26 protein-coding genes and 3 tRNA genes are annotated in these 26,114 nt (G+C 69.8%); 20 read left to right on the plus strand and 9 right to left on the minus strand.

Translation table 11 applies throughout. The features are described 5' to 3' along the window. Window positions 1-347: 347 nt before the first annotated feature. Both QRY02_RS39340 and QRY02_RS39345 read right to left on the minus strand, forming a co-directional pair. A complete protein-coding gene (locus QRY02_RS39340; RefSeq protein ID WP_285987808.1) occupies window positions 348-761 on the minus strand; it encodes an acyl-CoA thioesterase in 414 nt (137 codons plus the stop codon). Next, on the minus strand, window positions 755-2,035 hold the full coding sequence (locus QRY02_RS39345; protein ID WP_285987809.1) for a hydroxyacid-oxoacid transhydrogenase: 1,281 nt from the start codon (window positions 2,033-2,035) through the stop codon (window positions 755-757). Before QRY02_RS39345 ends, QRY02_RS39340 begins: the two co-directional genes overlap by 7 nt. A 135-nt stretch (window positions 2,036-2,170) precedes the next feature. On the opposite strand from QRY02_RS39345, the gene QRY02_RS39350 reads away from it, so the two are divergent. The 10 genes from QRY02_RS39350 (at window position 2,171) to QRY02_RS39395 (ending at window position 13,736) form a co-directional block, all read left to right on the plus strand. After that, window positions 2,171-3,829: a thiamine pyrophosphate-binding protein gene (locus QRY02_RS39350; RefSeq protein ID WP_285994055.1), complete on the plus strand. Its 1,659-nt coding sequence runs from the start codon at window positions 2,171-2,173 to the stop codon at window positions 3,827-3,829. Window positions 3,830-4,032: 203 nt separating this feature from the next. Next, a complete protein-coding gene (locus QRY02_RS39355; protein ID WP_285987810.1) occupies window positions 4,033-4,206 on the plus strand; it encodes a hypothetical protein in 174 nt (57 codons plus the stop codon). Window positions 4,207-4,415: 209 nt separating this feature from the next. Then, window positions 4,416-4,619 (plus strand): cold-shock protein, encoded by a 204-nt coding sequence (locus QRY02_RS39360; protein WP_013222289.1) that lies wholly within the window; start codon window positions 4,416-4,418, stop codon window positions 4,617-4,619. Between the two features lie 64 nt (window positions 4,620-4,683). Then, entirely contained in the window at window positions 4,684-4,908 is a 225-nt protein-coding gene (locus QRY02_RS39365) for a heavy-metal-associated domain-containing protein (protein WP_285987811.1), read from the plus strand. Window positions 4,909-5,118: 210 nt separating this feature from the next. Continuing rightward, on the plus strand, window positions 5,119-6,153 hold the full coding sequence (locus QRY02_RS39370) for an ATP-NAD kinase family protein (protein ID WP_285987812.1): 1,035 nt from the start codon (window positions 5,119-5,121) through the stop codon (window positions 6,151-6,153). After that, window positions 6,150-6,914 carry a thiamine pyrophosphate-dependent enzyme gene (locus QRY02_RS39375; RefSeq protein WP_285987813.1) on the plus strand — a complete coding sequence of 255 codons (765 nt, stop codon included), beginning with the start codon at window positions 6,150-6,152 and terminating at the stop codon, window positions 6,912-6,914. Before QRY02_RS39370 ends, QRY02_RS39375 begins: the two co-directional genes overlap by 4 nt. Before the next feature lie 97 nt (window positions 6,915-7,011). Continuing rightward, window positions 7,012-8,274 (plus strand): GAF domain-containing protein, encoded by a 1,263-nt coding sequence (locus tag QRY02_RS39380; RefSeq protein WP_285987814.1) that lies wholly within the window; start codon window positions 7,012-7,014, stop codon window positions 8,272-8,274. 347 nt (window positions 8,275-8,621) lie between these two features. Continuing rightward, the gene (locus tag QRY02_RS39385; protein WP_285987815.1) at window positions 8,622-10,040 is read left to right on the plus strand and encodes a GlnX family signal transduction membrane protein; all 1,419 of its coding nucleotides are present in this window, start codon (window positions 8,622-8,624) and stop codon (window positions 10,038-10,040) included. Beyond that, window positions 10,037-11,014, plus strand: a complete 978-nt coding sequence (locus tag QRY02_RS39390) for a glutamate ABC transporter substrate-binding protein (RefSeq protein WP_285987816.1) — start codon at window positions 10,037-10,039, stop codon at window positions 11,012-11,014. The genes QRY02_RS39385 and QRY02_RS39390 overlap by 4 nt, the downstream gene beginning before the upstream one ends. Window positions 11,015-11,087: 73 nt before the next feature. After that, window positions 11,088-13,736: a tetratricopeptide repeat protein gene (locus QRY02_RS39395; RefSeq protein ID WP_285987817.1), complete on the plus strand. Its 2,649-nt coding sequence runs from the start codon at window positions 11,088-11,090 to the stop codon at window positions 13,734-13,736. On the opposite strand, the gene QRY02_RS39400 is transcribed toward QRY02_RS39395, so the two are convergent. Next, entirely contained in the window at window positions 13,737-14,330 is a 594-nt protein-coding gene (locus QRY02_RS39400) for a PaaI family thioesterase (protein ID WP_285987818.1), read from the minus strand. Window positions 14,331-14,567: 237 nt separating this feature from the next. Here QRY02_RS39400 and QRY02_RS39405 point away from each other — a divergent pair, with 237 nt between their 5' ends. Continuing rightward, window positions 14,568-15,902 (plus strand): MFS transporter, encoded by a 1,335-nt coding sequence (locus tag QRY02_RS39405; protein WP_285994056.1) that lies wholly within the window; start codon window positions 14,568-14,570, stop codon window positions 15,900-15,902. Between the two features lie 82 nt (window positions 15,903-15,984). Here the strand turns inward: QRY02_RS39405 and QRY02_RS39410 are convergent, their stop codons facing one another. The 4 genes from QRY02_RS39410 to QRY02_RS39425 form a co-directional block, all read right to left on the minus strand. Further along, on the minus strand, window positions 15,985-16,473 hold the full coding sequence (locus QRY02_RS39410; protein WP_285987819.1) for a hypothetical protein: 489 nt from the start codon (window positions 16,471-16,473) through the stop codon (window positions 15,985-15,987). A gap of 5 nt (window positions 16,474-16,478) precedes the next feature. Continuing rightward, on the minus strand, window positions 16,479-17,030 hold the full coding sequence (locus tag QRY02_RS39415) for a SigE family RNA polymerase sigma factor (protein ID WP_285987820.1): 552 nt from the start codon (window positions 17,028-17,030) through the stop codon (window positions 16,479-16,481). 4 nt (window positions 17,031-17,034) lie between these two features. Beyond that, window positions 17,035-17,349 (minus strand): hypothetical protein, encoded by a 315-nt coding sequence (locus QRY02_RS39420; RefSeq protein ID WP_285987821.1) that lies wholly within the window; start codon window positions 17,347-17,349, stop codon window positions 17,035-17,037. 168 nt (window positions 17,350-17,517) lie between these two features. After that, window positions 17,518-18,729, minus strand: a complete 1,212-nt coding sequence (locus QRY02_RS39425; RefSeq protein ID WP_285987822.1) for a L,D-transpeptidase — start codon at window positions 18,727-18,729, stop codon at window positions 17,518-17,520. A 457-nt stretch (window positions 18,730-19,186) separates the two neighbouring features. Between QRY02_RS39425 and QRY02_RS39430 the strand changes: the two genes are divergently transcribed. Continuing rightward, entirely contained in the window at window positions 19,187-19,390 is a 204-nt protein-coding gene (locus QRY02_RS39430; RefSeq protein ID WP_003097368.1) for a cold-shock protein, read from the plus strand. A 113-nt stretch (window positions 19,391-19,503) separates the two neighbouring features. On the opposite strand, the gene QRY02_RS39435 is transcribed toward QRY02_RS39430, so the two are convergent. Continuing rightward, window positions 19,504-19,947, minus strand: a complete 444-nt coding sequence (locus QRY02_RS39435) for a hypothetical protein (protein WP_285987823.1) — start codon at window positions 19,945-19,947, stop codon at window positions 19,504-19,506. Window positions 19,948-20,598: 651 nt separating this feature from the next. On the opposite strand from QRY02_RS39435, the gene QRY02_RS39440 reads away from it, so the two are divergent. The 5 genes from QRY02_RS39440 (at window position 20,599) to QRY02_RS39460 (ending at window position 22,188) form a co-directional block, all read left to right on the plus strand. Beyond that, window positions 20,599-20,853 carry a hypothetical protein gene (locus QRY02_RS39440; RefSeq protein WP_003097372.1) on the plus strand — a complete coding sequence of 85 codons (255 nt, stop codon included), beginning with the start codon at window positions 20,599-20,601 and terminating at the stop codon, window positions 20,851-20,853. A 159-nt stretch (window positions 20,854-21,012) separates the two neighbouring features. Then, window positions 21,013-21,789, plus strand: a complete 777-nt coding sequence (locus QRY02_RS39445) for an SCO6745 family protein (protein WP_285987824.1) — start codon at window positions 21,013-21,015, stop codon at window positions 21,787-21,789. 117 nt (window positions 21,790-21,906) lie between these two features. Beyond that, window positions 21,907-21,979: transfer RNA gene (locus tag QRY02_RS39450), tRNA-Glu, on the plus strand. Window positions 21,980-22,009: 30 nt separating this feature from the next. After that, window positions 22,010-22,083: transfer RNA gene (locus tag QRY02_RS39455), tRNA-Asp, on the plus strand. A gap of 31 nt (window positions 22,084-22,114) precedes the next feature. Continuing rightward, window positions 22,115-22,188 (plus strand) — tRNA-Phe (locus QRY02_RS39460). Between the two features lie 184 nt (window positions 22,189-22,372). On the opposite strand, the gene QRY02_RS39465 is transcribed toward QRY02_RS39460, so the two are convergent. Then, a complete protein-coding gene (locus tag QRY02_RS39465) occupies window positions 22,373-22,672 on the minus strand; it encodes a hypothetical protein (RefSeq protein WP_285987825.1) in 300 nt (99 codons plus the stop codon). A 692-nt stretch (window positions 22,673-23,364) separates the two neighbouring features. Here QRY02_RS39465 and QRY02_RS48995 point away from each other — a divergent pair. From QRY02_RS48995 to QRY02_RS39475, 3 genes are all read left to right on the plus strand, one after another. Further along, the gene (locus tag QRY02_RS48995; RefSeq protein WP_502874298.1) at window positions 23,365-23,700 is read left to right on the plus strand and encodes a PASTA domain-containing protein; all 336 of its coding nucleotides are present in this window, start codon (window positions 23,365-23,367) and stop codon (window positions 23,698-23,700) included. Between the two features lie 1,350 nt (window positions 23,701-25,050). Further along, entirely contained in the window at window positions 25,051-25,629 is a 579-nt protein-coding gene (locus QRY02_RS39470) for a class I SAM-dependent methyltransferase (RefSeq protein WP_285987826.1), read from the plus strand. A 128-nt stretch (window positions 25,630-25,757) separates the two neighbouring features. Beyond that, window positions 25,758-26,108, plus strand: coding sequence for a YciI family protein (locus tag QRY02_RS39475; RefSeq protein WP_285987827.1), 351 nt, complete (start codon window positions 25,758-25,760; stop codon window positions 26,106-26,108). The last annotated feature ends 6 nt before the right edge of the window (window positions 26,109-26,114 follow it).

Here is a 26,114-nt window from a genome sequence, read left to right on the forward strand (position 1 = left end):
CCTGCCGGCGACGGGCCCGGGACCACTCACGAGCCGTCGGCTCACCTTTCTGCCGCCGCAACCGGATCGACGCCTAGGCCGCCATCCGTGTTACCAGCCGATCCGGTGAGGAAACAGCTCGTCCACTGTGGACCGATCTCATGTGCTTCCCAGCTTATCGCCGTCGAGGGGGTGCGGAACCCCTCGCGGTCAATCTGTGGACAACTTGCCGATGTTCGGGCCGCCTGTGGACAACTCGGGCCGATCGGCCGGTTCTGTCGGCGCGGTAGTGCATGATCGGAAGCGCAGGAAGAACACGGCCTGGAATCGGCACCGTCGGAAAGGAGGTGACACGGCGGCGGTGCACGTCATCCGGGCTGCAGTGCCTCCAGCGCCTCGCGCAGCTTGCCGGAGACCGGTGTCGGCCGGCGGGATTCGCGGTCCACGAAGACGTGCACGAAGTGCCCTTCCGCGACCAGGGACTCGTCGGCTGCGTACATCCCGATCTCGTAGCGGACGCTGGACTTCCCGAGGTGCGCCACCCGCAACCCGACCCTCAACGAACCAGGAAAGGACACCGATGAGTGATACCCGCAGTGCGACTCGACGCACAGCCCGATCACCGCCCCGGCTTCAATGTCGAGGCCGCCCTGCTCGATGAGCCACGTGTTGATCACGGTGTCCATCAGCGAGTAATGGACGACGTTGTTGACGTGCCCGTAGACGTCATTGTCCTTCCAGCGCAACGGGATCGTCTGCCAGTGCGGGTACCCGCTCACCACAGGGACACCGACTCGCGCAGGATGCCCGACAGATCGTCCGCGGACGCTTCGCGGGGTGCCGTGGCCAGCAAGCGCTGCTGCTTGAGGGTTCCCTCGACAAGGGAGTCCACATCGGACTCCGTGTAGCCGACGGCACCGATGCCGTCCGGGATGCCGATCTGCCGCATCAGGCCGATCAGCACCGCGGGCAGGTGGTCGGCGAAGTCCCCGGGCCACTCGAAGTCGGGCGCCAGCAGGCGGGCCACGCGCAGGTGGCGATCCGGTGCCGCGTCGAAGGTGAAGCGGAACGCCGCGGGCGCGGTCAGCGAGACAGCCATGCCGTGCGGCACCATGGGTTCGTCGCCCGGGTAGCCGTCCGGGTGGAAATCCCTGACCTGGCCGGCGATCGGGTAGGCGTTCGCGTGCGGGATGTGCACGCCGGCGTTGCCGAAGCCGAGGCCGGCGAACGTCGCGGCCAAGGCCATGGCCTCGCGGGCCTTGAGGTCGGAACCGTCGCGCACCGCAGCCGGGAGGGCCCACGACAGCAGCCTCAGCGACTGTTCGGCGAACATGTCGGCCAGCGGGTTCGAGCCGCAGTACGGCACGCGCTGCTCCGGGCGCTTGCGCTCGAACTCGGTGTACGGCTTGGCGGTGTAGCTCTCGGCGGCGTGGCACAGGATGTCCATGCCGCTGGCGGCCGTCACCCCGGGCGGCTGGCTGACGGTGAGCCGCGGGTCGACGACGGCCAGGGTCGGGCGCAGCCGCAGGTGGCTGATCCCGCTCTTGACGCGCAGCGACAACACGTCCAGGACGCAGACTGTGGTGCTCTCGGAGCCCGTGCCGGTGGTGGTGGGCACCGCGACCAGCGGCTTCAGCGGGCGGGCCGGTGCGCGGCCGCCGCCGACGGGCGCGTTGACGTAGTCCATCAGGTCGCCGTCGTTGCTCGTCAGGAGGTTCGCCGCCTTGGCGGTGTCGATGGCGGAGCCGCCGCCGACGGCCACGAAGGCGTCGTACGGACCGGTTCCGCGGGCGAAGTCAACCGCCTTCTGCATGCTGACATCGGTGGGTTCGACGTGTACACCGTCGAAGATCTCGGTCTCGATGCCGTAGCCCGCGATGCCGTCGGCTATGCGGCGGGGCCAGCCTGTCGCGGCCACCTGCGGATCCGTCACGACGAGCACGCGGTGCGCGCCGTACTGGGTCAGGTCGTAGCCGATCTCGTCGCTGGCGCCGGTGCCGTACTTCAACGCCGGTGCGCCATAAGTAAAAACAGTTTCATGTTCGGTCTCGGCCAAGTCTCCGGTCCTCGCTCCCTTGATCGGCTACCAGTCGGTCAAAGCGGACATTCGGCCTATCCTTGTCCGGTTTCGGTGAAGATCACTTGACTGCACTGAACGGTGCCCGCCTAAGCTCTCCTCATTAGATACCAACTGGGAGCGACCGTCGCCCAGACGGCCGTGCGGATCCTGACCGAGGCGCGTGTCCGCCGCGTGTACGCGGTGGTCGGTGAGTCCTTCCTGGAACTGCTCGACGCCCTGCAACGGGAGCGGGAGATCACGCTGGTCTCGGCGCGTCACGACGCAGGGGCGGCGTTCATGGCGGAGGCCGAGGGGAAGCTCACCGAACGTCCCGCCGTGCTGCTCGCCAGCCGGGGGCCGAGTGCGGCGAGCCTGGCCATCGGCGTCCAAACGGCCTACCAGGACGAGACGCCGATGGTCGTGCTGCTGGAGACGCCGGCGGCCGAGCCGGTGCCGTCGTCGTCGGGGGAGCTGCCGACGTCGGACCTCACGGCCATGTTCGAGTCGATCGCCAAGTCGACACTGCGGGTGACCGACCCGGACGGGCTGCCGGCGTTGCTCGCGCACGCGCTGACGACGTCGCAGGAAGGACGGCCGGGGCCGGTCGTGCTCGGCGTGCCCTGCGACGTCTGGGGCATGCCCTACGACGCGGCCAAGCCGATGGCGCGGGTGCGGCCGCCGGCGTCCGGGACGCTGGGCCGTTCGGCTGACGCCGTGGCGCAGCTGGTGGACGAGGCCAAGTACCCGGTGGTCATCGTCGGCGGGCGGGCACGGTCGGCGCGGGACGAGCTGATCGCCGTCGCCGACGAACTCGCGCTGCCCGTCTACAACGCCTTCCGGCGGCAGGACGCCTTCCCGGAGAACCACGCCCGTTACGCCGGTCACCTGGGGCTGGGCATCCCCGCCCGGCAGCTGGACGCGCTCGAACGCGCGGACCTGGTGCTCGCCCTCGGCACCCAGCTCGACGAGGTGACGACGCAGGCCTACCGCTACCCGACCGCTCAGCAGACGCTGGTGATGGTCGGCACCGGCATCGACGTCAGCCCGAAGCGGCGGGGGCTGACGTTCCGCGTCGACTCCGAGGTCGAGCCGTTCCTGCGGGAGCTGCGGGAGGTGGCGTCGCCGCGGACGCGGCGGGCTTCGGCGGCGAACGCGGCCGTCCACACCTTCATGACCCCGCCCGACACCAGCGGGAACACCCGGGTGCACCCGGTCGACGTTGTCCGGGCGCTGCGGAAGCTGGCGCCCGAGGACACCATCGTGACCAGCGACGCGGGCAACTTCGCGCAGTTCATGCACCGCTACTGGTGCTTCACGGCGCCCCGCAGCCAGCTCGGCCCGAGCAACGCCGCCATGGGCTACGCCGTGCCGGCCGCTGTGGCGGCGAAGCTGGCCGAGCCGCGGCGGACCGTCGTGGCCATGGTCGGGGACGCCGGGACGCTGATGACCGGCCAGGAGATCGAAACGGCCGTCCGGTACCGGGCGCCGGTGATGGTGGTCGTCTTCCAGAACGGCGTCCACGGCGCGCTCGCGATGCACCAAGCCCGCACCTACGGCCGGCTCACCGGGGTCTCCATCCCGCTGACCGATTTCGCTTCGTGGGCGCGTGGGCTCGGCGCGGCCGGGTACACCGTGGACGATCGGGAAGAGCTCGAGCCCATCATCGCCAGCGCGCTGGTGCGGCAGCGGCCGTGCGTCATCGACGTGCGCACGGATCCCGACGTCGTGACCCCCGACGTGCGGATCTCGGCCCTGCTCGGGCAGGCGCGTCCGCAACCTCCCGCCCAGTAACGGTTTCGTTCTGGAAAAGCTGGGAATGTCGTGTGGTAGCAGGGCGTTGGCTCGGGTAACCTGGCGGTGTTCCGGTGGTGGTTCGCCGCTGAACCTTCCCGGCCGGGTCCCGGCGGGAGACAACCGGTTTCTGTCGGTGCCCCATGGCACCATCACGGTCATGACCCGCGCCTGAGCGGGCAGGGAACGAGGGGAGTTTCGACGTGACCGATCACCAGCACGCATCCGAAGCAGCGCGGAAGTCCTCCGGTGTCGTACCGGTGCTGTTCAGCGCCAGCGCCGAGGCGCACGACGACGCCGTCGTCGCCGGTGAGCACGACACGGCGTGGCGTTCGCCGTTCACCACCGAGGGGCTGCGCCCGGCGAGTGGCGAATAGCTCACCCCTGCCGGGTGAAGATGGCTTGTCCGCCCTGCTCGAGGTGTGCTTTACTACTTACGGTCTCGATTTTTGTGTTCGTGTTGCCTCACGCTCGCAGAACTCAGCGGGCGTAGTGTCTCCTCACCGAGGAAGCAAACCGTCCGGGTGATGACCCGGGTCGCCGAAGTGGCTTCCTGTTTTTTGGTGTTACACATGGAGATTTTTTTATGACTCAGGGCACTGTGAAGTGGTTCAACTCCGAGAAGGGGTTCGGCTTCATCACCCCCGACAACGGTGGCGGCGACGTCTTCGTTCACTACAGCGAGATCCAGGGTAACGGCTTCAAGAGCCTGGAAGAGAACGCTCGCGTCGAGTTCGAGATCGGCCAGGGCCAGAAGGGCCCGCAGGCCACGTCGGTCACCGTGATCTGACTTTGATCTTGGGAAAGGGCCGTCACCCGTTCAGGGTGGCGGCCCTTTTCGTACGCTGCGCACCATGATCGAGCATGGTTACACCGTTTCCGGGATGAGCTGCGGGCACTGCGCCCAGTCGGTGACCGAAGAAATCACTGGGCTGCCCGGAGTGGCCGAAGTGGACGTCGACGTCGCTGCCGGCCGCGTGGTCGTGCGTGCCGAAGCCGCGCTGGCGGAGGACGACGTCCGGGCCGCGGTCGAAGAAGCCGGCTTCACCTACGAGGGCGTCGCCGACCTGGTCCCGTAGTCCGCTGCCTGCCGGGCCCTTGTCCCGGTTGGTTCTTCCCCGCCCGCTGCTCCAGGGTGGACAGTCCACTGGAGATCACTGGGTGAGACGCGCGATGTGATCTGCGTCGCTTCCGTTGCGCATCCACACCGGTACTGCAACGCTCTGCAACCCTTCCGTTCCGCCCGTTCGCGGAGTCTCCTGTTCTCGGGTGAAAGAACGGGAGGTCAGGTGGGCGAAACGGTGGCGGGGATCGTCGCGAACCCCGCTTCGGGGCGGGACATCCGCCGGCTGGTCGCGCAGGCGTCGGTGTTCCCCACCGCGGAGAAGGCGAACATGGTCCAGCGGCTGCTGGCTGCGTTCGCCGTCACCGGGCTCGACCGGGCCCTCGTCTCGACCGACCTGGGCGGGATTTCCGCCGCGGTCCTGCGCGCGCTCGGCCGGGGTGGCTCCTGGCCGAAGGTCGACTTCTGCGAGGACGACCCCCTCACCGGTACCGCCGCCGACACGACGAACGCGGTGCGCCGCATGGTCGAGGCCGGCGCCGGCGTCATCGTCGTCCTCGGCGGGGACGGGACCGCCCGGGTCGCTGCCGCGGCCTGTGAGGACGTCCCCCTCATCGCCCTCTCCACCGGGACCAACAACGCCTTCCCGCAGATGCGAGAAGCGACTGTCGCGGGTCTGGCCGCCGGGCTGATCGCCACCGGGCAGATCGATCCCGACCTCGTCACCCACCGCGTCAGCGTGCTCGAAGTCGTCACGAAAGCACGCAGGGAGATCGCGCTCGTCGACGTCTGCGTGTCGCTGAGCAGGCACATCGGGGCGCGGGCGCTGTGGGACCCGTCGTCGCTCACCGAGCTGTACTGCACCTTCGCCGAGCCGGACGGCATCGGCCTCTCGAGCGTTCCTGGCCAGCTCTGCCCGAGCCCGCGGTCGAGCCCGGACGGCGTCGCGCTGCAGCTCGGGCCGGTCGGGGAGACGCCTTACGTCGTGCACGCGCCGATCGCGCCCGGGCTCGTGCGGCCGGTCGGCGTGCGCGGCTGGGGGCTGCTGCGACCCGGCGTGCGCGTCGAGCTCGCTGCGGCGGGCGGAGTCATCGCGCTCGACGGTGAGCGCGAACTCGAGCTGAAGACCGGTGAGAGCGCGTTCGTCGAGCTCAAGCCGGACGGGCCGTGGGTCGTCGACGTCCGGGCGGCGATGGCGGAGGCGGCGCGGAAAGGGCTGTTGCGCGCGGAAACCGAACTGGGGAAGGAGCGCCGAAGATGACGGACGCCCTCCGGGGTGCGTATCGCGTGATGCGGACCATCCGGGCCGTCGAAGAGCGGGTGCGCGCGACCGGCGAACCGGCGTGCGGGACCCGGTACGCCGGCGAGGAGGCCTTGGCCGCGGGGATCTGTCTCCACCTGGACGGCCGTGACGCCATCGCCGGCACCCACCGCCGTCACGGGCAGCGCATCGCCAAGGGTGTCGACGTCCGGGCCGTCCTGGCCGAGATCCGGCAGCACCGGATGGTCGCGACGGACACGCTCGGCGGCGTCCCGCTGCTGATCTGCGGCGCCGCGATCGCCGCGAAACAGCAGGACACCGGCGGCGTCGGCGTGGCCTTCCTCGGGGACGGCCCGGGAACGACGCTGGAGGCGCTGACCCTCGCGTCGGCCTGGCACCTCCCCGCCATCTTCGTCACGGAGAACCCCGGTTACGCCGATCGGGTGGCCGGGCTCGGCGTGCCAGGGGTCGTCATCGACGGATCCGACTTCTTCGCCGTGCACGAAGCGGCCGGCGAAGCGGTCGGCCGCGCCCGCGACGGCGGTGGTCCGACGCTGCTCGAGGCCGGCTTCCCGCGGCTCCCCGCCGACTGTCTCGAACGGTTCCGCACCCGCGTCACCGACAGCGGTGAGCTGCGCGAACAGGTCCTGGACGCCATCGACGCCGAAGTCGCCCAGCTCGTCGAGGACTCGGCCATCGCGCCGAAATTCGCCCGGGACGACCTGGACGACCTGGAGACCGACGTCTACGTCTCGTACTGAAGCGGGACAAACCCGGCCCCGACCGCGACGTGCGCCACCTACCGATCACCCGGCAGAAAAGGCAGACTCCGAGGAGGCACAGCGCAAGGAGCGGCGGTTGGGGCAGCGAGACCTCGAGGCGGCGTTGCCGGCCGGGGCGGATCCCCGGCGGCACGCGCGTGTCCTCGCGCAAGTGCACGAAGCGGCCCTCAACGGCCGGGCCCTGCCCAGCCGGCTGCGGCCGGTCATCGGCGCGTCCTGGCAGCGGATGCGCCGCCTCGGCCTGGACCCGGACAGCCGCGCCGCCGCGCCCGTGCTGACCTTCGAACAGCTGGAAGCGCGCCGCCGCGCGAGCGGGCTGGCCGAGGCGCTGCCGATCCTGCGCGGTGGCCTGATCAGCCTCGCCGAGCAGGCCGCGCACATCATGGTGATCGCCGACGCGGGCGGCGCCGTCCTCTGGCGTGACGGCAGCGCCGCGGTCCGCCGCCGCGCCGACGGGCTCGGCTTCATCGAAGGCGTCGATTGGCAGGAAGAGTCCGTCGGCACCAACGCGATCGGCACCGCGCTCGTCGCGCGCAGCCCGATCCAGGTGTACTCCGCCGAGCACTACGTCCGCGCCCAGCACTCCTGGACGTGTGCGGCCGCGCCGCTGCACGACCCGCGCGACGGCAGGCTGCTCGGCGTCGTCGACCTCTCCGGACCCGCCTCGACCGTCCACGCGACGACACTGGCGCTGGTCGACGCCGTGACGCGGCTCGCCGAGGCCCAGCTGCGCACCACCCACCTCACCGAGCTCGAACGGCTTCGCGGCTTCGCCGTCCCGGTCCTCGCGAAGGTCGGCGGCCGGGCGATGGTGGCCGACGGACACGGCTGGGTCGCCGCGGCCGCCGGGCTCGCACCGGTCGACCGGGTCGCGCTGCCCACCGGCCTCGGGCCCGGGCGAGCCTGGCTGCCCGCGTACGGCGGCTGCTCGGTCGAGCCGGTGCCCGGCGGCTGGCTGCTCCGGCTGACCGAGGACGACGCCGCCCCGCCCACCCGCGTCGTGCTCGACGTCCGGTCGCCGCGCGAGCCCGAGCTCACCGTGGCCAGTGCCGCCGGGACCTGGACGCACCGGCTCAGCCCGCGCCACGCCGAGGTGCTGTACGTGCTGGCCAGCCGGCGCGACGGCCGGTCGGCGTCCGAACTGTCGGCCGACCTGTTCGGCGACGCCGGCCGGACGGTGACCGTCCGCGCCGAGATGTCCCGGCTGCGACGGCACTTCGGCGGCATCCTCGGCGCGAAGCCGTACCGCTTCGCCGACGACGTCGAGGTGGTGGTCCGGCGGCCGCCGGACCCCGAAGCCGTGCTCCCGCATTCACTCGCCCCGGCCATCCGCGGCTGAGCCCGCTGACCCAACGGTCCGATGTGGACGGTGCACCGCGATCGACCGCCGTGGCCGGCGTCGTCCGGCTCGACGTCCGCAGCACCTCGAAGGCGTTCACCCGGACAGGTGAAGGCCGGCCATGCGCGAACGCCACTGGCGGGAGTCCGGACCTGATCACCGGTGTGCGTCAGAACACATCAGCCCAGATCACGTGCTGATGACGGCGGGCGGTGCCGGTGGCTGCGCGCGCGGCGACTCGGCTACCTTCTGCGGGTACGGCTCACAGCGATCTTTTTCGGGGGCTCCGGGTGGCCACGCCCCCGGCCTGGGGCGAGGCCCCGGATGGCAGGGGGAGGAATTCGGGGATGACCAGCACTGCGACGGCCCCGGGGCCTGCGGCGCCCGCGCCCGGACCCCCACCGTCGCCACCGGACGGCCGCGACCGCACCGGGGGCCGCAGCGGCCTGCTGGGGCTGCTCGACCTGCCGGGCCAGGGGGTCCGCGCGATCGTCCGGTCGGCCGCGACCACCCCCGGCCGGCTCACCGTGATCGCCGTCGGGCTGGTGCTGCTGGCGCTCGTCGCCGGGCTCGTCGCGACGCTGTCGGTGCAGGACCGCGACGACACGATCTCCGGCGTCATCGACCACCGCGAGCCGCTTGCCGCCGCGTCGCAGCAGGTCTACCGCTCGCTTTCGGACGCGGACGCGACCGCCGCGAGCGCGTTCCTCTCCATCGGCACCGAGCCACCCGAGCTCCGCCAGCGCTACGAGCGGGACATCGCCGAAGCCGGCGCCGCGCTCGCCAAGGCCGCTTCCGACGCAGCGGACGTCGCCGACGCGGCCACCCCGGTCGACATGCTGAACCAGCAGCTGCCCGTCTACACCGGGCTCGTCGAGACGGCGCGGGCGAACAACCGCCTCGGCTACCCGGTCGGCGCGTCCTACCTGCGCGAGGCGTCCGAGCTGATGCGGGCGAAGATCCTGCCCGCCGCTCAGGACCTCTACCGGGTCGACACCGAGCGGCTCATCGAAGAGCAGGACAGCGCCACCGGGTTCCCGTGGCTCGCCACGATCCTCGTGCTGGCGCTGCTGGCCGCGCTGATCGTCACCCAGGTCTACCTGACCCGGCGCACCAACCGGCTGCTCAACGTCGGGCTCGTCGTCGCGACGGCCGCCGTCGTGGTGTCGCTGCTGTGGGGCGCGGTCGCGCTGATCGTCCAGGGCAGCCTGGTCGGCAGCGGCCAGGACGACGGTTCGCACCGCGTGGACGTGCTCGTCCGCGCGCGGATCGCCGCGCTGCAGGCCCGTGCCGACGAAACGCTGACGCTGGTCGCCCGTGGCGACGGCGGCGCGTACGAGAAGGACTTCGCCGCCAAGGCGGTCCAGCTGCTCGGCCAAGACGGCCAGGGCGGTCTCCTCGGCGAAGCCCGCGGCCTGATCAAGGACGGCGACGGCGCCACGAAGGTCGACGACGCGTCGAAGGCCGCAGGCGACTGGCTGAAGGCCCACCGGCAGGTGCGCGACCAGGACGACGCCGGGGCGTACCAGGAAGCCGTCGACTCCGCGGTGCAGGAAGACGCGAAAGGCGGCTCGGCGCCGGCGTTCCGGCGGCTCGACGACAGCCTCCAGGCGGCGATCGACGTCGGCAGGCAGGAATTCCTCGACGACACGCACAACGGCGACCGCGCGCTGACGCTCCTCGCACCCGGCTTGGCCGTGCTGGCGATCGTCGCCGCGGGGAGTGTCACCATGGGGATCCGGGAGCGACTGAGGGAGTACCGGTGAGCAGGCGGCGGAACACGGTCCGGGTGGGCGTGCTGGCGGTCGTCGCGCTGCTGGCGGCGTCCTGCGGCAGCCCCGGGAAGCCGGTCGACCCGGCGCCGGTCAGCAACGCGGCCTGGCCCCAGCCCGCGCACGTCGGCGGCCCGGACGCGACGGCCGGCGGCGGCTCCGACACCAGCTGCAACCCGCTGGCCAGCCTGGTGCCGGCCAGCAGCAGCACGACCGTCCCCGACAGCTCGACGATGTCCGACATCAAGAAGCGCGGCAAGCTGATCGCCGGGGTCGACCAGACCACCTACCTGTTCGGGTTCCGCAACCCCACCTCGGGCAACCTCGAGGGCTTCGACATCGACATGGTCAACGCGGTCGCCAAGGCGATCTTCGGATCGGCCGACGGCCACGTCCAGTTCCGCGCGATCCCGTCGTCGCAGCGCGAAGAAGTCCTGAAGAAGCACCAGGTCGACATCGTGGTCCGGACCTACAGCATCACCTGCGCGCGCAAGAAGGACGTCGAGTTCTCCTCCGTGTACTACGTCGCCGGCCAGAAGATCCTGGTCACCAAGGAGTCGAAGGCGCAGAAGCTGTCGGACCTGAGCGGCAAGCGGGTGTGCGCGACCAAGAAGTCGACGTCGCTGGCGAAAATCGCGACGGACGCGGCCAAGCCGGTGCCGGTCTCGGTGGACAACTGGTCGGACTGCCTGGTGATGCTCCAGCAGGGCCAGGTCGACGCGGTGTCGACCGACGACACGATCCTCGCCGGGATGGCCGCGCAGGACTCGACGCTCGAGGTCCGCGGCGAGCCGCTGACGCAGGAGAACTACGGCATCGGCGTGCCGAAGGACCGCCCGGACCTGGTCCGCTACGTCAACGCGGTGCTCGACCAGATCCGCGGCAACGGCGTGTGGCAGGACAGCTACCGCCGCTGGGTGGAAGCCCGCCTCGGACCGGCTTCGCCGCCGGCGGCGCAGTACCAGTGAACGTCGCAGTACCAGTGGACGCAGCGCGACTAGAATCGATCTCCGCACGTCGCAGGGGATCCGGGAGGTAGCAGTGTCGGAGGAGCCGCGCCGTCCTCGGCACGCCGCGCCGGACGACCAGCAGCAGGTGGCGCAGCCGAGCTGGCAGCCGCCGCCACCGGTGCGGTGGGAGACGCCGGAGCCGTCGATCTCCGGCCGCCTCGACGACGGCGAGCCGTCCGGCGGCGAAGAGACCGTCTTCCACGCGCCCGTGCGCCGTCCGCCGACGCCGCCGCGCGGCCAGCCGGCCCCCGCGCGCGGGCCGATCCCCGGCGCGGAAGACCCGACGCGCCCGCCGGGCAGCATGAACCCCGTCACGCCGCCGGTCGAGCCGACGCAGGCCGTCCGCCCGGACCCGGAGGCGCCGCAGCCGACGAGCGTGCTCGCCGCGCCGGCGCCGGAGACGCAGAGCATCATGCCGCCGGCGCCGCGGCCGGAAACCGGACCGGGGGCGCCGTTGCCGGACCCCGGCACCGAAAGCGTGCTGCCCGAGCGCACCAGCGAAGGACGGCACACGGGAACCGGCACCGGGACGGGGACCGGCAGCGGATCCGGCTCGGTATCCGGTTCGTTCCCCGGCACTTCGCGCCGGACGTCGTCGCGGACGTCCCGGTCGCGCCGCGGCCGGCTCGGGGCTGGGCTGGTCGAGGTCCCGCCGGTGCCGGCGCGCGATCCCGCGTCGGCGGTGCTGACGAACCCGGTGGTGTCGGAGGAAAAGCGGTTCTGCGGCAGCTGCAACGCGAAGGTCGGCCGCGGCAAGGACGGGCAACCCGGTTCGCCGGAAGGCAAGTGCGAGAACTGCGGCGCGCCGTTCTCGTTCGTCCCGAAGCTGCAGCCGAACGAGCTCGTCGGCGGCCAGTACGAGGTCCTCGGCGCGATCGCCTACGGCGGCCTGGGCTGGATCTACCTGGCGCAGGACCACAACGTCAGCGACCGTTGGGTAGTCCTCAAAGGACTGATCGACACCGGTGACGCGACGGCGATGGCGGCCGCGGCCAACGAGCAGCGGTTCCTCGCCGAGGTCGAACACCCCAACATCGTCAAGATCCACAACTTCGTGCAGCACCCGGACGCCCACAGCGGCACGACCACCGGCTACATCGTCATGGAGTACGTCGGTGGCCAGTCGCTGCGGCAGCTCGCGCTGGCGCACCACCGGGAAAGCCGCCGTCCGGAGCCGCTGCCGATCGGCCAGGTCATCGCGTACGGGCTGGAGATCCTGCCCGCGCTGGGCTACCTGCACAGCCAGGGCCTGCTCTACTGCGACCTCAAGCCCGACAACGTCATCCAGACCAACGAGCAGCTGAAGCTGATCGACCTCGGCGCGGTCCGCCGCACCGACGACTACGAGAGCCCGCTGTTCTTCACCACCGGCTACAGCGCGCCGGAACTGCCGACGCAGGGCGCCTCGGTGGCTTCGGACCTGTTCACCGTCGGGCGCACGCTCGCCGTGCTGAGCTTCGAGTTCACCGGCTACACCACCAAGTACAAGACGACCCTGCCCGGCCCGGACGTCGTCCCGCTGTTCACGCTGTTCGGTTCGTACTACCGGTTCCTGCGGCGGGCGACGCACACGGACCCGGACCGGCGGTTCCTCTCCGCCGAGGAGATGGCCGACCAGCTCACCGGGGTGCTGCGCGAGATCATGGCGCTCGGCACCGGCAAGCCGCGGCCCGGCGTGTCCACGGTGTTCGGCCCGGAGAGCCGCACGTTCGGCGTGCAGCTGGTGGTGCCCGAAGCCGGCGCCAGCGTGCCGCTGCCCGGTGCGGCCGAGGTCGTCGCCGGGCTGCCGATCCCGCAGGTGGACACGGACGACCCGGCGGCGGGCGTGCTCGCCACCACGACCGCGCTCGACCCGCGGGCCGCGATCGAAGCGCTGGCCGGCGCGCCGCGGGAGTCGATCGAGGTGCGGCTGCGGATCGTGCGCGCCCGGGTCGAACTGGGCGAGTTCGCGGAGGCGCAGCGGCAGCTGCAGGCGGCGCAGTACCTGGCCATCAAGAACGGCTTCCCGCACGACTGGCGGATCGACTGGTACCGCGGCCTGATCGAACTCGCGGGTGGCCGTTCGCGGGTTGCGCACGTCGCGTTCGAAGCGGTGTACGACGACCTGCCGGGTGAAGTCGCCCCGAAGCTCGCGCTCGGCATCAGCGCCGAAGGCGTCGGCGACTACTTCGCGGCCGCGCGGTTCTACGAGCTGGTCTGGCGCACCGACCGCACCTACGTCAGCGCCGCCTTCGGCCTCGCCCGCGTGTACCTGGCGCAGGGCGCGCGGGCGAGCGCGGTCGAGGTGCTGGAGACCGTGCCGCCGTCCTCGACCCACTACGTCGACGCGCAGGTCGCGGCGATCAAGATCAAGACGACGGCGACCAAGGCCAAGGGCCGCGAGACCCCGGTCACCGAGCACGACCTGCTCGACGCGTCCGCGCGGCTCGAGCGGCTCCGGCTGGACGTCGAACGCCAGACGCGCCTGTCCGCCGGCGTGCTCGAAGCCGCGCACGAATGGCTCAAGCAGGGCAAACCGACGCCGGGCGCGCGGGTCCTGGGGTGCCGGCTCGAGGAACGCGAGCTGCGGTTCGGCCTCGAGCGGTGCTACCGGGCGCTGGCCCGGCTGGCGGGCACGCTCGAGCAGCGCATCGAGCTGGTGGACCGGGCCAACGCGATCCGGCCCCGGACGCTCACCTGATCAGGGGTTGATCTCCCAGTCGCGTTCGCTGCGCGCACGCTGGTTCTTCTCGTGCTGCGCGGCCAGCTTCTCCAGCGCCTGCGGGTCGCCGTGGGTGTTGAAGTGCTCGAAGCCGACGACGACGAACAGCGCCCGCGCGCTGACCGCGATCGGGCCGTCCTCGGCGTCGAGGCGGCCGTCCGCGCTGACGTAGATCTTGCGGCCCGCGATGCCGTCCAGCCGCGCCTCGATGAACAGCGTCGACCCGACCGGGACGGGCCGCCGGAAGTCCGTCTCGAGCTTGCCGGTCACCGCCGGGCGGCGCATCAGGTTGCCGACCGTCGAGCCGAGCGCCTCGTCGAACGCGCAGGCCAGCAGGCCGCCGTGGGCGAGCCCGGGCGCGCCCTGGTGGGCGGCGGTGACGGTGAACCGCGAGTGCACGACCTGGCCCTCGCCGACGGTCGAGCGCAGGTGCAGCCCGGCGTCGGCCTCATCGCCGCACCCGAAGCACTCCGCGAAGTGCACACCGAGTTCGGTGCCCGGCTCCGGCGCCTTGGGGTGCGGGACGGCGGGCTCCACCGCCACCGGCGGCCAGGGTTGAGAAACACGACTCATGCGCTGACGTTAACCGGCGGGTAGCCGGCCGCCGCGCGCGACCCGGGACGTCGGCACGGCACCCACATCTCTCAGTAGCCGGAAAGTTCCCCACCGTAGACATTCTCCGGCTCAGGCTGCCGACGCCGGGGACCCGGTCGAGACTGGGCCGATGAGCTCGAACGGCCCAGTGGGCACTGCACGGGAGGAGTCGTCGCCGGCATGAGCGAACCAGCAGCAACGACGGGCAAACCGTCAGTGGACGAGAGAACCGTCAAGCGCGCCGTGTGGGCGTCGGCGATGGGCAACGCCACCGAGTGGTACGACTACGGCGTCTTCACCTCGGGCGCGATCGCGGTGAGCATCGGCACGCAGTTCTTCCCCGGTGAGGGGAACGCCGTGCTGAAGTCGCTGGCGCTGCTCGCGGTCGGGTTCATCGTGCGGCCGTTCGGCGGGGCGTTCTTCGGCCCGCTCGGCGACAAGCTCGGCCGCAAGCGCGTCCTGGCCATCACGATCCTGCTGATGTCCGGCTGCACGTTCCTGGTCGGCGTCCTGCCGACGTACGCCGGCAGCTACAGCATGGGCATCGCCGCGCCGATCGCGATCCTGCTGCTGCGGATCATCCAGGGCTTCTCCACCGGCGGCGAGTACGGCGGCGCGGCGACGTTCATCGCCGAGTACTCCCCGACGAAGCGCCGTGGCTTCTTCGGCAGCTTCCTCGAGCTCGGCACGCTGGCCGGCTACGTGCTCGGCAACCTGGTCGTGCTGTCGGTGACGCTGTCCCTGTCGTCCGACCAGGTCAATGCCTGGGGCTGGCGGATCCCGTTCTTCGTCGCGCTGCCGCTCGGCCTGATCGGGCTCTACCTGCGGAACAAGCTCGAGGACACCCCCGAGTTCCGCCGGATGGAGGCCGCGGGCGAGGCACCGACGAAGGCGCCGCTGAAGGAGATCTTCGTCCGGAACTGGCGGATGATCCTCAACCTGATCGGCATCGTGCTGCTGCTGAACGTCGCGGACTACCTGCTGCTGACCACGATGCCGACGTACTTCACGGACACGCTGAAGATCAACGACAACACGGCGACGCTGATCATCATCGCGGTCGAGGTCATCCAGATGGCGATCATCATCCCGCTCGGCGCGCTGTCCGACCGGATCGGCCGCAAGCCGCTGCTGCTCACCGCGGCCATCGGGTTCCTGGTGCTGAGCTGGCCCAGCCTCAAGCTGATGCAGTCCGGCAGCATCCTGTGGCTGTTCGTCGGGTTCCTCATCGTGGCGATCCTGCTGGTCTTGATCCTCGCGGTGATCGGCTCGACGTTCCCGGCGATGTTCCCCACCCGGGTGCGCTACGGCTCGTTCGCGATCGGCTACAACATCTCGACGTCGCTGTTCGGCGGCACCGCCGGGGTCATCGTGACGGCGCTGATCAAGAGCACCGGCAACGAGGACTGGCCGGCGTACTACCTGATGGCGGCGGCGCTGATCGCCATCATTCCGATCATCAAGATCCCGGAGACGTCGCAGGTGCCGATGGACCAGATCGACACCGAAGACAACACCGGAAAGCTGGCCTCCGCGTCCGCTCAACGCTGAGCGGACGCCGGGAAATGCGGGTGCCCCGTCCGGATCACCGGGCGGGGCACCCGCGCACCACGGGTCGGATCCGCGCCACCGGCTAGCGCGTCGTCGTAGTCACCGACGGCGCTTCCGGCCGGGTTTCGACGGGAACCGCGGTGGACGGGGAGGTCATCGGCGTCGGGCGGGACGTGGCCCGCGGGCCTGCGGACGGCACCTGCGGGGTCGACGTCCGCGGGCTGCGTGGCCGGGTCTGGCCCGGCTCGGCCGTCGGCGGCGGGATCGACGTCGCCGGGACATCGGTCGGCGACAACGACGGAGTAGCCGGAGAAGTGGTGCCGATCGTGGACAGGCCGGGGCCGGCGGGCTGCACCGGCTCCGGCGGCCCGGCGCGGTGGCCGGCCAGAAAACCGGCCACCGCGAGGACGACCGCCGTCGCGGTCGAAGTGCCCGCGACGGCGAAACGCTTGCGTCGTCGCCGGACCCGGCCGCCGCGCTCGATCACGTCGGCGGCTTCGAGGCGCATCTGCGGCTGCGGGCCGCCGGCCGCGCCGGTCAGGATCGCGCGGACGTCGTCTTCGTGGTCCATGTTCGTCACCTCCCCTCCGTGGGTGCGCTGAAGGTCAGCGCACCGTAGTGCGGGCCGAGCCGCTTTCGCAGCGTGGCCAGGCCGCGGGAGGCCTGGCTCTTCACCGTGCCGGTGCTGCAGCCGAGCGCCTGAGCCGTCTCTTCGACGCTCAGGTCTTCGAAGTACCGCAGCACCAGCACGGCGCGCTGCTTGGGGGCCAGGACGGCCAGTGCCTGCCGGACCAGCATGTCCTGGTCGCTCGCGGGTTCCGCCGGCAGCTCCGGCGGGGTGTCGGTGAGCCGCTCCCGTTTCCACCTGCTGCGCCGGTGCTCGGCGAGGAACGTGCGCAGGACGACCTTGCGCGCGTAGGCGTCCAGCGCGTCGTGCCGCGACAGCCTCGGCCAGGCGAGGTAGATCTTGAGCAGCGCGGCCTGCGTGAGGTCTTCGGCCTGGTGCCAGTCCCCGCAGAGCAGGAAGGCGGTCGATCGCAGGCTGTGCGCGCGCTCGCCGAAGTACCGGGCGAACTCGCCGTCCCACGGCGAGCCCGGCCCGGTCGACGGACGGGAGCGGGAGATCACCTGGTTACCGGGTCTCCCACACGGCCGGCAGGTGCAGGTCACCGGTCGGCCCGGCCGGGACGGCGCGGGGGACGCGCGGAGCCGGGCCCGTGCGGGCGGGGCGCGTCGTCTCGCGCGGCACGGGAACGGCGCTCGGCGCCTGGGGGCGGGGACGGCTGCTGGTCGGAGCCGGCGCCACGGTCGGCTCGCCCGGCCGGGTCGCCTGGGTCGTGGTCGGGGCGACCGGCGCCTGCGCCTCCGAAGCCAGCGCGATGCCACCGGTCAGGGCGCCACCGGCGAGCACGAGCGCGCCGAGGGTCAGGGCGATGCGGATACGCAAGACAGCTCCTCATTCTCGTGGCGCGGCAGGGGATCGCTGCGCCTCTGCCCTTAGTCATGCGGCGGGTGATCACCGGGGTTGCATCGGATTTCGCGGGTTTCGGCGGAAAACACGAACGGCCGGGAAGCCCGCAGTGGACTTCCCGGCCGCCCGGTCCTCCTCGGTGGTTCAGCGGGCCAGCGCCGACAGCTTCTGCCAGCTCGCCCAGTCGTAGGTCCAGTCGCTGTAGTCGCCGTCCTTCGCGGTCAGCGTCTGCGTGCTGCCGGTGATCTCGACCGGGTCGCCGGGGAGCACGCCGTCGTAGTACTCCTTGGCGCGCGCGGGCGACAGGTTCAGGCAGCCGTGCGAGACGTTCTTCTTGCCCTGCGCCCAGACCGACGCGGCCAGGCCGTGGATGAACTCGCCGTTGTTGGAGATCCGGACCGCCCACGGCACCACGACGTTCTCGTAGTGGTACTTCGGGTTGCTCATCGCGTACGTGGCCTGCTTGCCCATGACGACGTGCACGCCGCTGTGGGTGACGCGGCCGGGGTCGGAGTCGAGGCCGTAGCTCACCGGGTAGTCGGCGATCTGCTGGCCGTCGCGGATCACCTGCATGGTGTGCTGCGTGGTGTTGCCCTTGACGATCTGCGAGCGCCCGATGGCGAAGCTGGCCGAGACGTCCTGCTTGCCGTACACGCCGTCACCGATCTTGACGCCGTAGATCTTGGCGTTGACCTTCACCTGCGTGCCGGGCTTGAAGTACTCCTTCGGCCGCCAGTGCACCGAGGTGTCGCCTTCCATCCAGCCCCACGAGCCCTCGGTCTTCGGCGTGGTCTCGACCGACAGCGCCTTCTCGACGGAGGCCTTGTCGGTGACGCGGCTGGGGAAGGTCAGGGCGATCGGCATCGCGATGCCGTACGTCTGGCCGTCACCGACGTTCAGGCTGGCCGCCAGCTGGCGCTTCGGCTTGACCGTGGTGAACGCGCCGGCGATGGGCACGTTCTTGCCGTCGGCGCCCTGTGCCTGGCCGGACCAGGTGTAGGTCTTGCTGTAGCCGAGCTGTTCGGTGGTGGTCCAGCTCTTCTTGTCCGCCGACGCCTGCCCCTGGACCTGCTTGCCGTCCGGGTTGGTCAGCGTGACCGACGTGATCGTGCCGTCGGCGACCTGGACGACGACCGGTTCGCCGGGCGCGACGTCCTGGGCGCCGCCCGCCGGCGTCACCGTCAGCTTTGCGGGCTGCGCGGTGGGTGCCGGCGAGCTCGTCGGGCCCCCGCCCGACGTCCCGCTCGCCGAGACCGTCGGTTCGCTGCTGCACGCCCCCAGCGTCAGCACGGCGACCAAGCCCAAGGCCACGGCAGCGCCGCGGCGCCGCGTGGAATTCCTCACCGTCACACCCATCCCCTTTTTGCCCCTTTGGTGCTTCCCCTCTTCGAGACGCCCCGCGGACCGTGTACGTTGAGCAACATTGATGTGACGAGCGTCACATTGGTCGGCAGAAGCTTTCACTGAGGGGGCACGGCCGACTCCGAGCCGTATCCGGTGATCACGGTGTCGCAGTGCGGCGCCAGACTAGCCGGTGGGTCCGACAGAACGGGGCGGGAGCCCTACGACGTTCCGGTGACCTTGGTGCGCACAGCCGGTTTTCGCCTCGATCACGGGGTTCAACTTTGGCCAGATCCCGGTAGTCTGCTCTCAGGCCGTCGTTTTGCGTGTTCGTGGCTTCACACTCGCGGAACTTCTGACGCGAGCCATGGAGCCGACCCGCTCTTGACTCGTCTCGTTGGAACCGCCCGGGACGGTCGGGGTGCCGCTTCGGTGGCATTCGAAGCGGATCTGTGTAACGAGGAGTACAGCGGTGGCGCAAGGCACTGTGAAGTGGTTCAACGCGGAGAAGGGCTTCGGCTTCATCGCGCAGGACGGCGGCGAAGGCGACGTGTTCGTTCACTACTCGGAGATCGAGGGCCGCGGCTTCCGCACCCTCGAGGAGAACCAGCGAGTGGAGTTCGAGGTCGGCCAGGGCCAGAAGGGTCCGCAGGCCCAGAAGGTCCGCGCGATCTGAAACTGAGGCTGAACAAGCCTCACAGGCCCTTTGCGCGTCTTAAGGCCTGAGTGAAGGGCCCCCGGCAGTTGTGCCGGGGGCCCTTTCTCATGAGGTCTGCGTGGTGCGCCGGCTCAGTGCCGGGCGACGGCCGGCGCGTCGAAGGCGTCGGCGGGGAAGTGGAACTCGTCGGTGAGGTCGCTGACCTCGACGGCACCGGCCTGCTGCCGCTGGTCCTGCAGGGAAGAGGCCTGCCCCTCCCAGTTGAGCCGCTCGAGGATCCATTCCTGGGCGAGCGCCTGCGGCGAGATCTCCCGCTCGGCGGCGATGTCCTTGAGCTGCTGGTTGGCCACGAGGCTCATGCGCAGCTGGATGACCTGAGCTTCACCGAACCGCTTGCCGGACCCGGTGCTCTCCAGATCGTTCTCCGGAGCGAGCGCGGCGAGGTACGAGGTGAGCTCGGTGTCCTCGACGGCACCGTCGTCCGCAGGCTTCGCGGCACCACGATGACGCCCGGAAGACGCGGCGGCTTTCAGGTTCGTGCGGCTGCTCAAGCGGCCAAGGGAGGGAAGAGGCACAACGCCACGATAACGTTTGCATCTCGCCACACAAACCACTGTGAGCTACAACACGCCCCCAGTATTCCCCATTCAGCCCAATCCCCACCCATTCAGACCAATACCCAACAACACAAAGCAACCCCCACCTAACCCAGCGAGTCGATCACGCACAGTCCCCAACCTTTCCGCACAAACGGCGGCAGATCGCCAGGGCGCCCAGCGCCCGAGGCGCACAACGGACCACGCTGGAAGCGGAGCGCGAGGCACCGTGGGGGGTCCGGGGGGCTCGGCCCCCCGGGTCAGCGCACCGAAATGTTGGCCCAGGCGAAGGGCGAAGCCCGAAGCGGGCCAGGAAATGGAGGACCCCCGCGCCAGGGGGAGGAACGCGGGGGTCGGAGGGGATCTCCACAGGCGCTGACCGGGGGTGTGTCAGCACTTCGATTGTTGCACGAGTTGGGTGGTTGGGCGAGTGGAGAGCGGGAAATTTCCCCGTGTGGTGTCACTTTGCTGCGGGGGTGACGTTCGTTCGGGTGGGGTTCTTCTTCGAGGTTGCCGATTGCGCTGCGTTGAGCGGAGTGTGGCCTCAGGTTCACTCTCCGGGGGGCTGTGTGTGGTGGCCGGCGCTGGTTAGCCTCGCGGCCAAGTTGTTGTGAGCCGTGTGGAGGGGCTATGAGCGGGTCTGTTGAAGTGCGGCAGTTCCTCCTTCGGTACGAAGGTGCCGATGGGGGGAGTGCGCCGTTTGCCGGGGCGTTGCCGGCGCAGCGGAGTGGGGCGGCGGATGCGCAGCGGGTGTCGGATGATCAGGTCCGGCGGGCTCGGCTGGCGGTGGCGCACGGTGCGCTGGGGGTCGAGGACTGTGTTCAGTTGCTGGAGATGCTGGGCTTGAACCTGGATGAGGACGGGCAGGCGCCGGTTCAGCGTTGAGGGTGTGGTGGCGGGTGGGTCCGGTGTGTTCTGCTGGGCCCGTCCGGTGATATCTCCGCTGGTTGTGCTGCTTTCCGGCAAGTGATTGCCCAGTTGTGGGCCGCTGTTTGACGCCCGTTTCGTAACAGTGTTACGGTTGCTGGGTCGAAAGGGGTGGACATGACGACGACCGAGGGTGTGGCGGGGCTGGCAAACCGGATCCGGCCGGTGGTGCAGGTGCTGGGCGGGAAGTTCATGACGTCGCCGGAGCTGGCCGCGGTCGAGGCGGAGGTGGGCCTGCCGCCGCGTTCGCTGTACGTCCGCGGACGGTCGGCGGTGCTCGGCGACGTCCCGCCGAAGGTGGCCGCGGAGCTGTTCGGCATCTTCCCGCACTGGCTGTTCGAGTTCGTCCTGCCGCCGGCGACGGCGGCCCTCGACGCGCCTGCCGCGGTTCGCGCCTACGCGGAGTCATCGGCTCGGTGGTCACGCGTCAGCCTTTCGGCCGTACCGGAGCCCGGCCGCTTGGCGGAGCTCGTGTTCCGCGTCGTCGACGCCGCGGACGCAAGCGGGCTGGCGCTCTTCGCGGGGTGGAAGAACGCCGAGCGTCCCGAGGGTGACGTCGAGCGTCTCGGCTTCGCGCTGATGGTCTTCCGCGAGCTGCGTGGGGGTCTTCACTTCGCGGCCCTGCGCGCGTGGGGCCTGTCGGTCCCGGAAGCGGTGATCGCGGATCCCGAGGGCGGTCGCGAGCGCCTGCTGCGCACGGCGTGGCCCGAGGACGCGGCTGACGAGCTGGTCGCTTCGGCGGAGCGCAAGCCGGACCTGCGCGACCGCTGGCGCCGGGCCGAGGCCCTGACCGACGACCGGATCGGCGAGCTGCTGGCGTCGGCGCTGTCCGAGCCCGAGCAGGCCGAGCTCGCTCGCCGCCTGGCGGAACTGGCGGAGTTTGCGCAGGTCTGAGCCTCGCTGGAGGCTTAAGGAACCCCCTGTGCAAAGGGGTGGCGGCGTGCCCTATGCTTGTAATCGCTCCCAGGGGAACCTGAGAGCGCGGTCGGTCGGTCACCCGAAACCGACCGGGCTCCCATCGTTCAGCGGCCTAGGACTCCGCCCTTTCAAGGCGGCAACGCGGGTTCGAATCCCGTTGGGAGTACGCAGTACTGTAGTAAATGTAGTAGCGCAAGGCCCTGTGGCGCAGTTGGTTAGCGCGTCGCCCTGTCACGGCGAAGGTCGCGGGTTCGAGTCCCGTCAGGGTCGCAAGATCGTTCGGCTCCTTGCCGGCGTTCCCGGCCAGGTAGCTCAGTTGGTACGAGCGTCCGCCTGAAAAGCGGAAGGTCGCCGGTTCGACCCCGGCCCTGGCCACCGTTCTGATCAGCCCAAACAGCCCCCACCGAACCCGGCGGGGGCTGTTTCGTTTGCGCTCCGTCTCAGTCTCCGTCTCAATCGCCCTTCTTGCGCCCCTTCCGGCGCTTGCCCTTGGCCTTGCGTTCGGGCTTCCACAGGAACTCGTTCAGCTGGTCCGCGATGTCCCCGCGGAGACCGCCGGTCATGTGCTGGTACCGCTTCGCCATGGTGCTGTCCGACCAGCCCATGAACTCGCCTTCCGCTCGTCCAGGTCCCGGCGCGGGCCGAGCGGCTTCCCGTTCGGCTGGGTGAACATCCACTCGCCCCCGTGCCACTCGGACCCGGCGTGCTCCCGCTCCTTGCCCTGCCGCTCCTCGTGCGTCATCAGCAGGTCGTAGAGCCGGTCCGGCGGCACGATGCCCCGGCGGCCGGCCGACAACTTCACGTCGACCTCGACCAGGCCGCCGCCGTGCCGCTGCGGGCACCATCGGGCGTGGCTCACGCAGTCCGGCGGGTACGGCTTCCGGTGGTGCAGTTTGAGTCCTCGGGACAGGACTTTATCTTGTGGTACTTCGCGCCGCACTCGAAGACCTGGCCGGCTGTCGCTGTGGGACGAGGTCAAGAAGTTCGTGTATGAGACGGACAAGGGGAGGAGATGCTCGGGCCGAGTGCGCGGAGCTTATGGCCAAGATCTCCGGCCGCGAAGAGAACAAGGCGAACGCAGCTTCGTCGAGCTGACGATGGACGCTGCCACGGACTTCGGCGAGTTCCACTTTCCTGGCGACGCGGAGATCGAAAGGGTTTCGGGATGGCTGTGGCGCCAGGGCTACTAACCCCGGACGTCGACAGCTCGGATCTCCTCCAGTGGCGCCTGCGGCACGACGTAACGCCGTGCCGCAGGCGCCGGGGTGCCAGCTGCGCGGGAGCCGGTGGTTGCTCACGGGGCGGAGCAGCCGCCGACGCGGCCTTCGAGCTGCCGGACGATGCCCTCCGGCGTGCTCTCCCGCAGCGGGATGACCCAGAGGGTGTCCCCGGTCTTGCCCCGGTCGGGCAACTGGCATGTGCGTATCAAGCCCCGGGTTCATGAGTGCCTGCGGACGTGCAGGTCAGGGCCCTGCGGCCGAGGTGAAACGGATGGATTCCACCCTGCGTGAATCTGGCAACCTTCGACCGCGTCGGGGTTATCATGGGCGTATGGGGTCCCGGGGACGACGAGTCGGGCTGCGGCGGGGCGGAGCTGTCGAGCCTGAGGTTCGCGTGCCAGACATCGTGGGGATGTACCCGTGGGAAGCGCGTCGACTAGTTGCGATGGACAATCTGGGATTGACGGGGCCCGGAGCTCAAGCCGACGAAACCGGTGGGTGGCTCGGCGGGCGAATTGCCGGTCAGGCGCCTTCGGCGGGTGAATGGTTACCGGCCGGTGGGACCGTGACCGTGTGGTTTGATCATGGGCCGGGCAGTGCAGGAATACGTGAGCCCCGACGTCCGGTGCCTCCGGTTCGCAGCGACGACCCTGAACCTGGCCTCTAGATATGTGGGGCTGGGCAGAAACGCCAGCCCCACGTATCTCGACGTCCAGTGCGAGCTGAACAGCCTAGTTGATGTATGGCACGATAACCACCGGAGCAGTGTCGATCGCGCAGATCATGGACCGAACTGAAACGGTGCTACAGAAATCTGGCACCGTGTTCCAGTTCCATCCCGGCGGCAGGTTGATCGTTGCACCCAGTCGTACAATATATGAGCCGTTGCAGTTTCCGATACCTGCGCAGTAGTATGTATTAAATGTAGGCGAGTATCCGCATTGTGTGCCGATTCCATCCGGGGTGCCGCAAATGCCCTCTGTTCCATTTTGGACACTAACGTTCCGGAAGAGGAGGTCGGAACTCGTGCTGACATAGGATACGTCATAGCACTGCACGTACCCGTGCCAGTCCGCGTCTGACGCTTCTGTGAGAAGTGTTTCGTCGTGGTAGTACCACTCGACTTGCAGATCGAGGTCAATCCACTGCCCGGAGCACGACGGGTTGATGTCGGCCAGGGATGCCGTCTTGTGTCCGTTCGAGACTTGGGTCTTGTTCAGCTGCTCGATAATGCTGGGTCTGATGTGCGACTCCGCTGTTCTCTTGACCAGGTGTGGCTGCGCACTGCCGCTGCCCCCACGATTCGAAGCGAAGGAAGCATCGGCGAACAAAGTGAGTCCCATGACGCAGCTGGCCGCTACTGCGAGTCCCTTAAGTAGAAGGCCGGATGGCCGTGACATTCTGATAACACCTCCAGTGTTCACCAACGAAAATGTTCGGATTTAAGGTCGATGGTAAAGTGTGCTCGTTGTTCTCGAACGCGAGCGACCCACTGATTGGCAAAGTGAGATGGCGTTTGGTGTCGCCAACGGATCAGATCCCCCTCCCTGTGGATCGACGGTACGCCAAAAGATCACACCGCCCAATAGTCCATTGGTTGTAATTTAATGCACGGGTGTGTTCGCGTGCGTTATCTGCACTTCCGTCTGGGCTTACCTACGATTTTTTCGTGCGCACTGGGCCGTGAGATCAAAATATGCGGACTTCACCTTCATCTGCTTGCTGTCTGCGGACGTGGCAGAGGCGCTGACTGCATGCCGGTCCCGCTAGATGTGGCGAACGCAGGTCGGCGGCCTCCACCGCCCCTGCGGGGTGATCGGCGAGCTGGCCGCAAGCATCCACGTCGACGGCGTTGGCTGGCTCCGCGCCGGCGCCGGTTCGACCCCGGCCCTGGCCACCGTTCTGATCAGCCAAAAACAGCCCCCACCGAACTTGGCGGGGGCTGTTTTGTCGTTGGCCCGTCTCGCCCCGGCGTTGGTCCAGCGGAAATGTCGGTGCCGCCGGGCATCATGGCCCCATGGCGCAGAACGTCTGGGACGCCGAAGCGGCCACCTTCGACGAACAGCCCGACCACGGCCTGCGGGATCCCGTGGTCCGCGCCGCCTGGGCGGGGCTGCTCCTTCCGCTGCTGCCGCCGGCGCCCGCCGTTGTTGCCGATCTCGGGTGTGGGACCGGCAGTCTCACCCTGCTCCTCGCCGAGGCCGGGCACGACGTCTGTGGCGTGGACCTCTCCGAGCGGATGCTCGACGAAGCCAGAGCGAAGACCGCGGGCGTCCGGGTCGAGCTGCGGCAGGGTGATGCGGCCGATCCGCCCTGTGTGGACCACTCCTGCGACGTCGTCCTGGTGCGGCACGTGCTGTGGGCCATGGCGGACCCGGCCGCCGCTGTCGGGCGCTGGGTGCGGCTGCTGAAACCGGGTGGCCTGCTGCTCCTCGTCGAAGGCCGGTGGTCCACCGGCGCCGGGCTCACCGCGGCCGAGTGCCGGGAGCTGGTGTGCGCGCACCGGGAGGAAGCGGCCGTGCGGCAGCTGACCGATCCGGCGCTGTGGGGCGCCGAGATCGAGGACGAGCGGTACCTCGTCGTCAGCCGCAGCTGAGGGAAGCGGCGAGTCGGTTGGGCCGAACGAGTGAACCGCTGAAGCCCGTGTCCGGACCGCGGCGACAGCCTCGACCCACCGGCGAAGGCAGCCCACCAGGGGCCGCCGCCCGACACGGGGAGCCGGACATGCGTTACCTCCTTACCCTCCACATGAACCCCGCCCTCTGGAGCACCCTCGGCGACGACCAGAAGAACGCCGTCTACGAAGGGCACGGGGCCTTCATCCAGCTCATCACCGAGTCCGGGGAAATGGTCGAGACCAAGGCGCTCGCCGAACCCGGTGAGACCAAGACCGTCCAGGTCAAAGACGGCGTGGCGCACACCAAAACCGGTGGCTTCGTCGAGTCCGACGCCTTTCTCTGCGGCTACTACGTCGTCGACGTGGAGAGCGAAGCGCGGGCCGTCGAGCTGGCGGCGAAGATCCCGGATGCCCAGTACACCGCCGTCGAGGTGCGGCCGGTCGTCCACGAAAGTTGACCTCCA

It is taken from the genome of Amycolatopsis sp. DG1A-15b (assembly GCF_030285645.1).
Lineage (GTDB): Bacteria > Actinomycetota > Actinomycetes > Mycobacteriales > Pseudonocardiaceae > Amycolatopsis.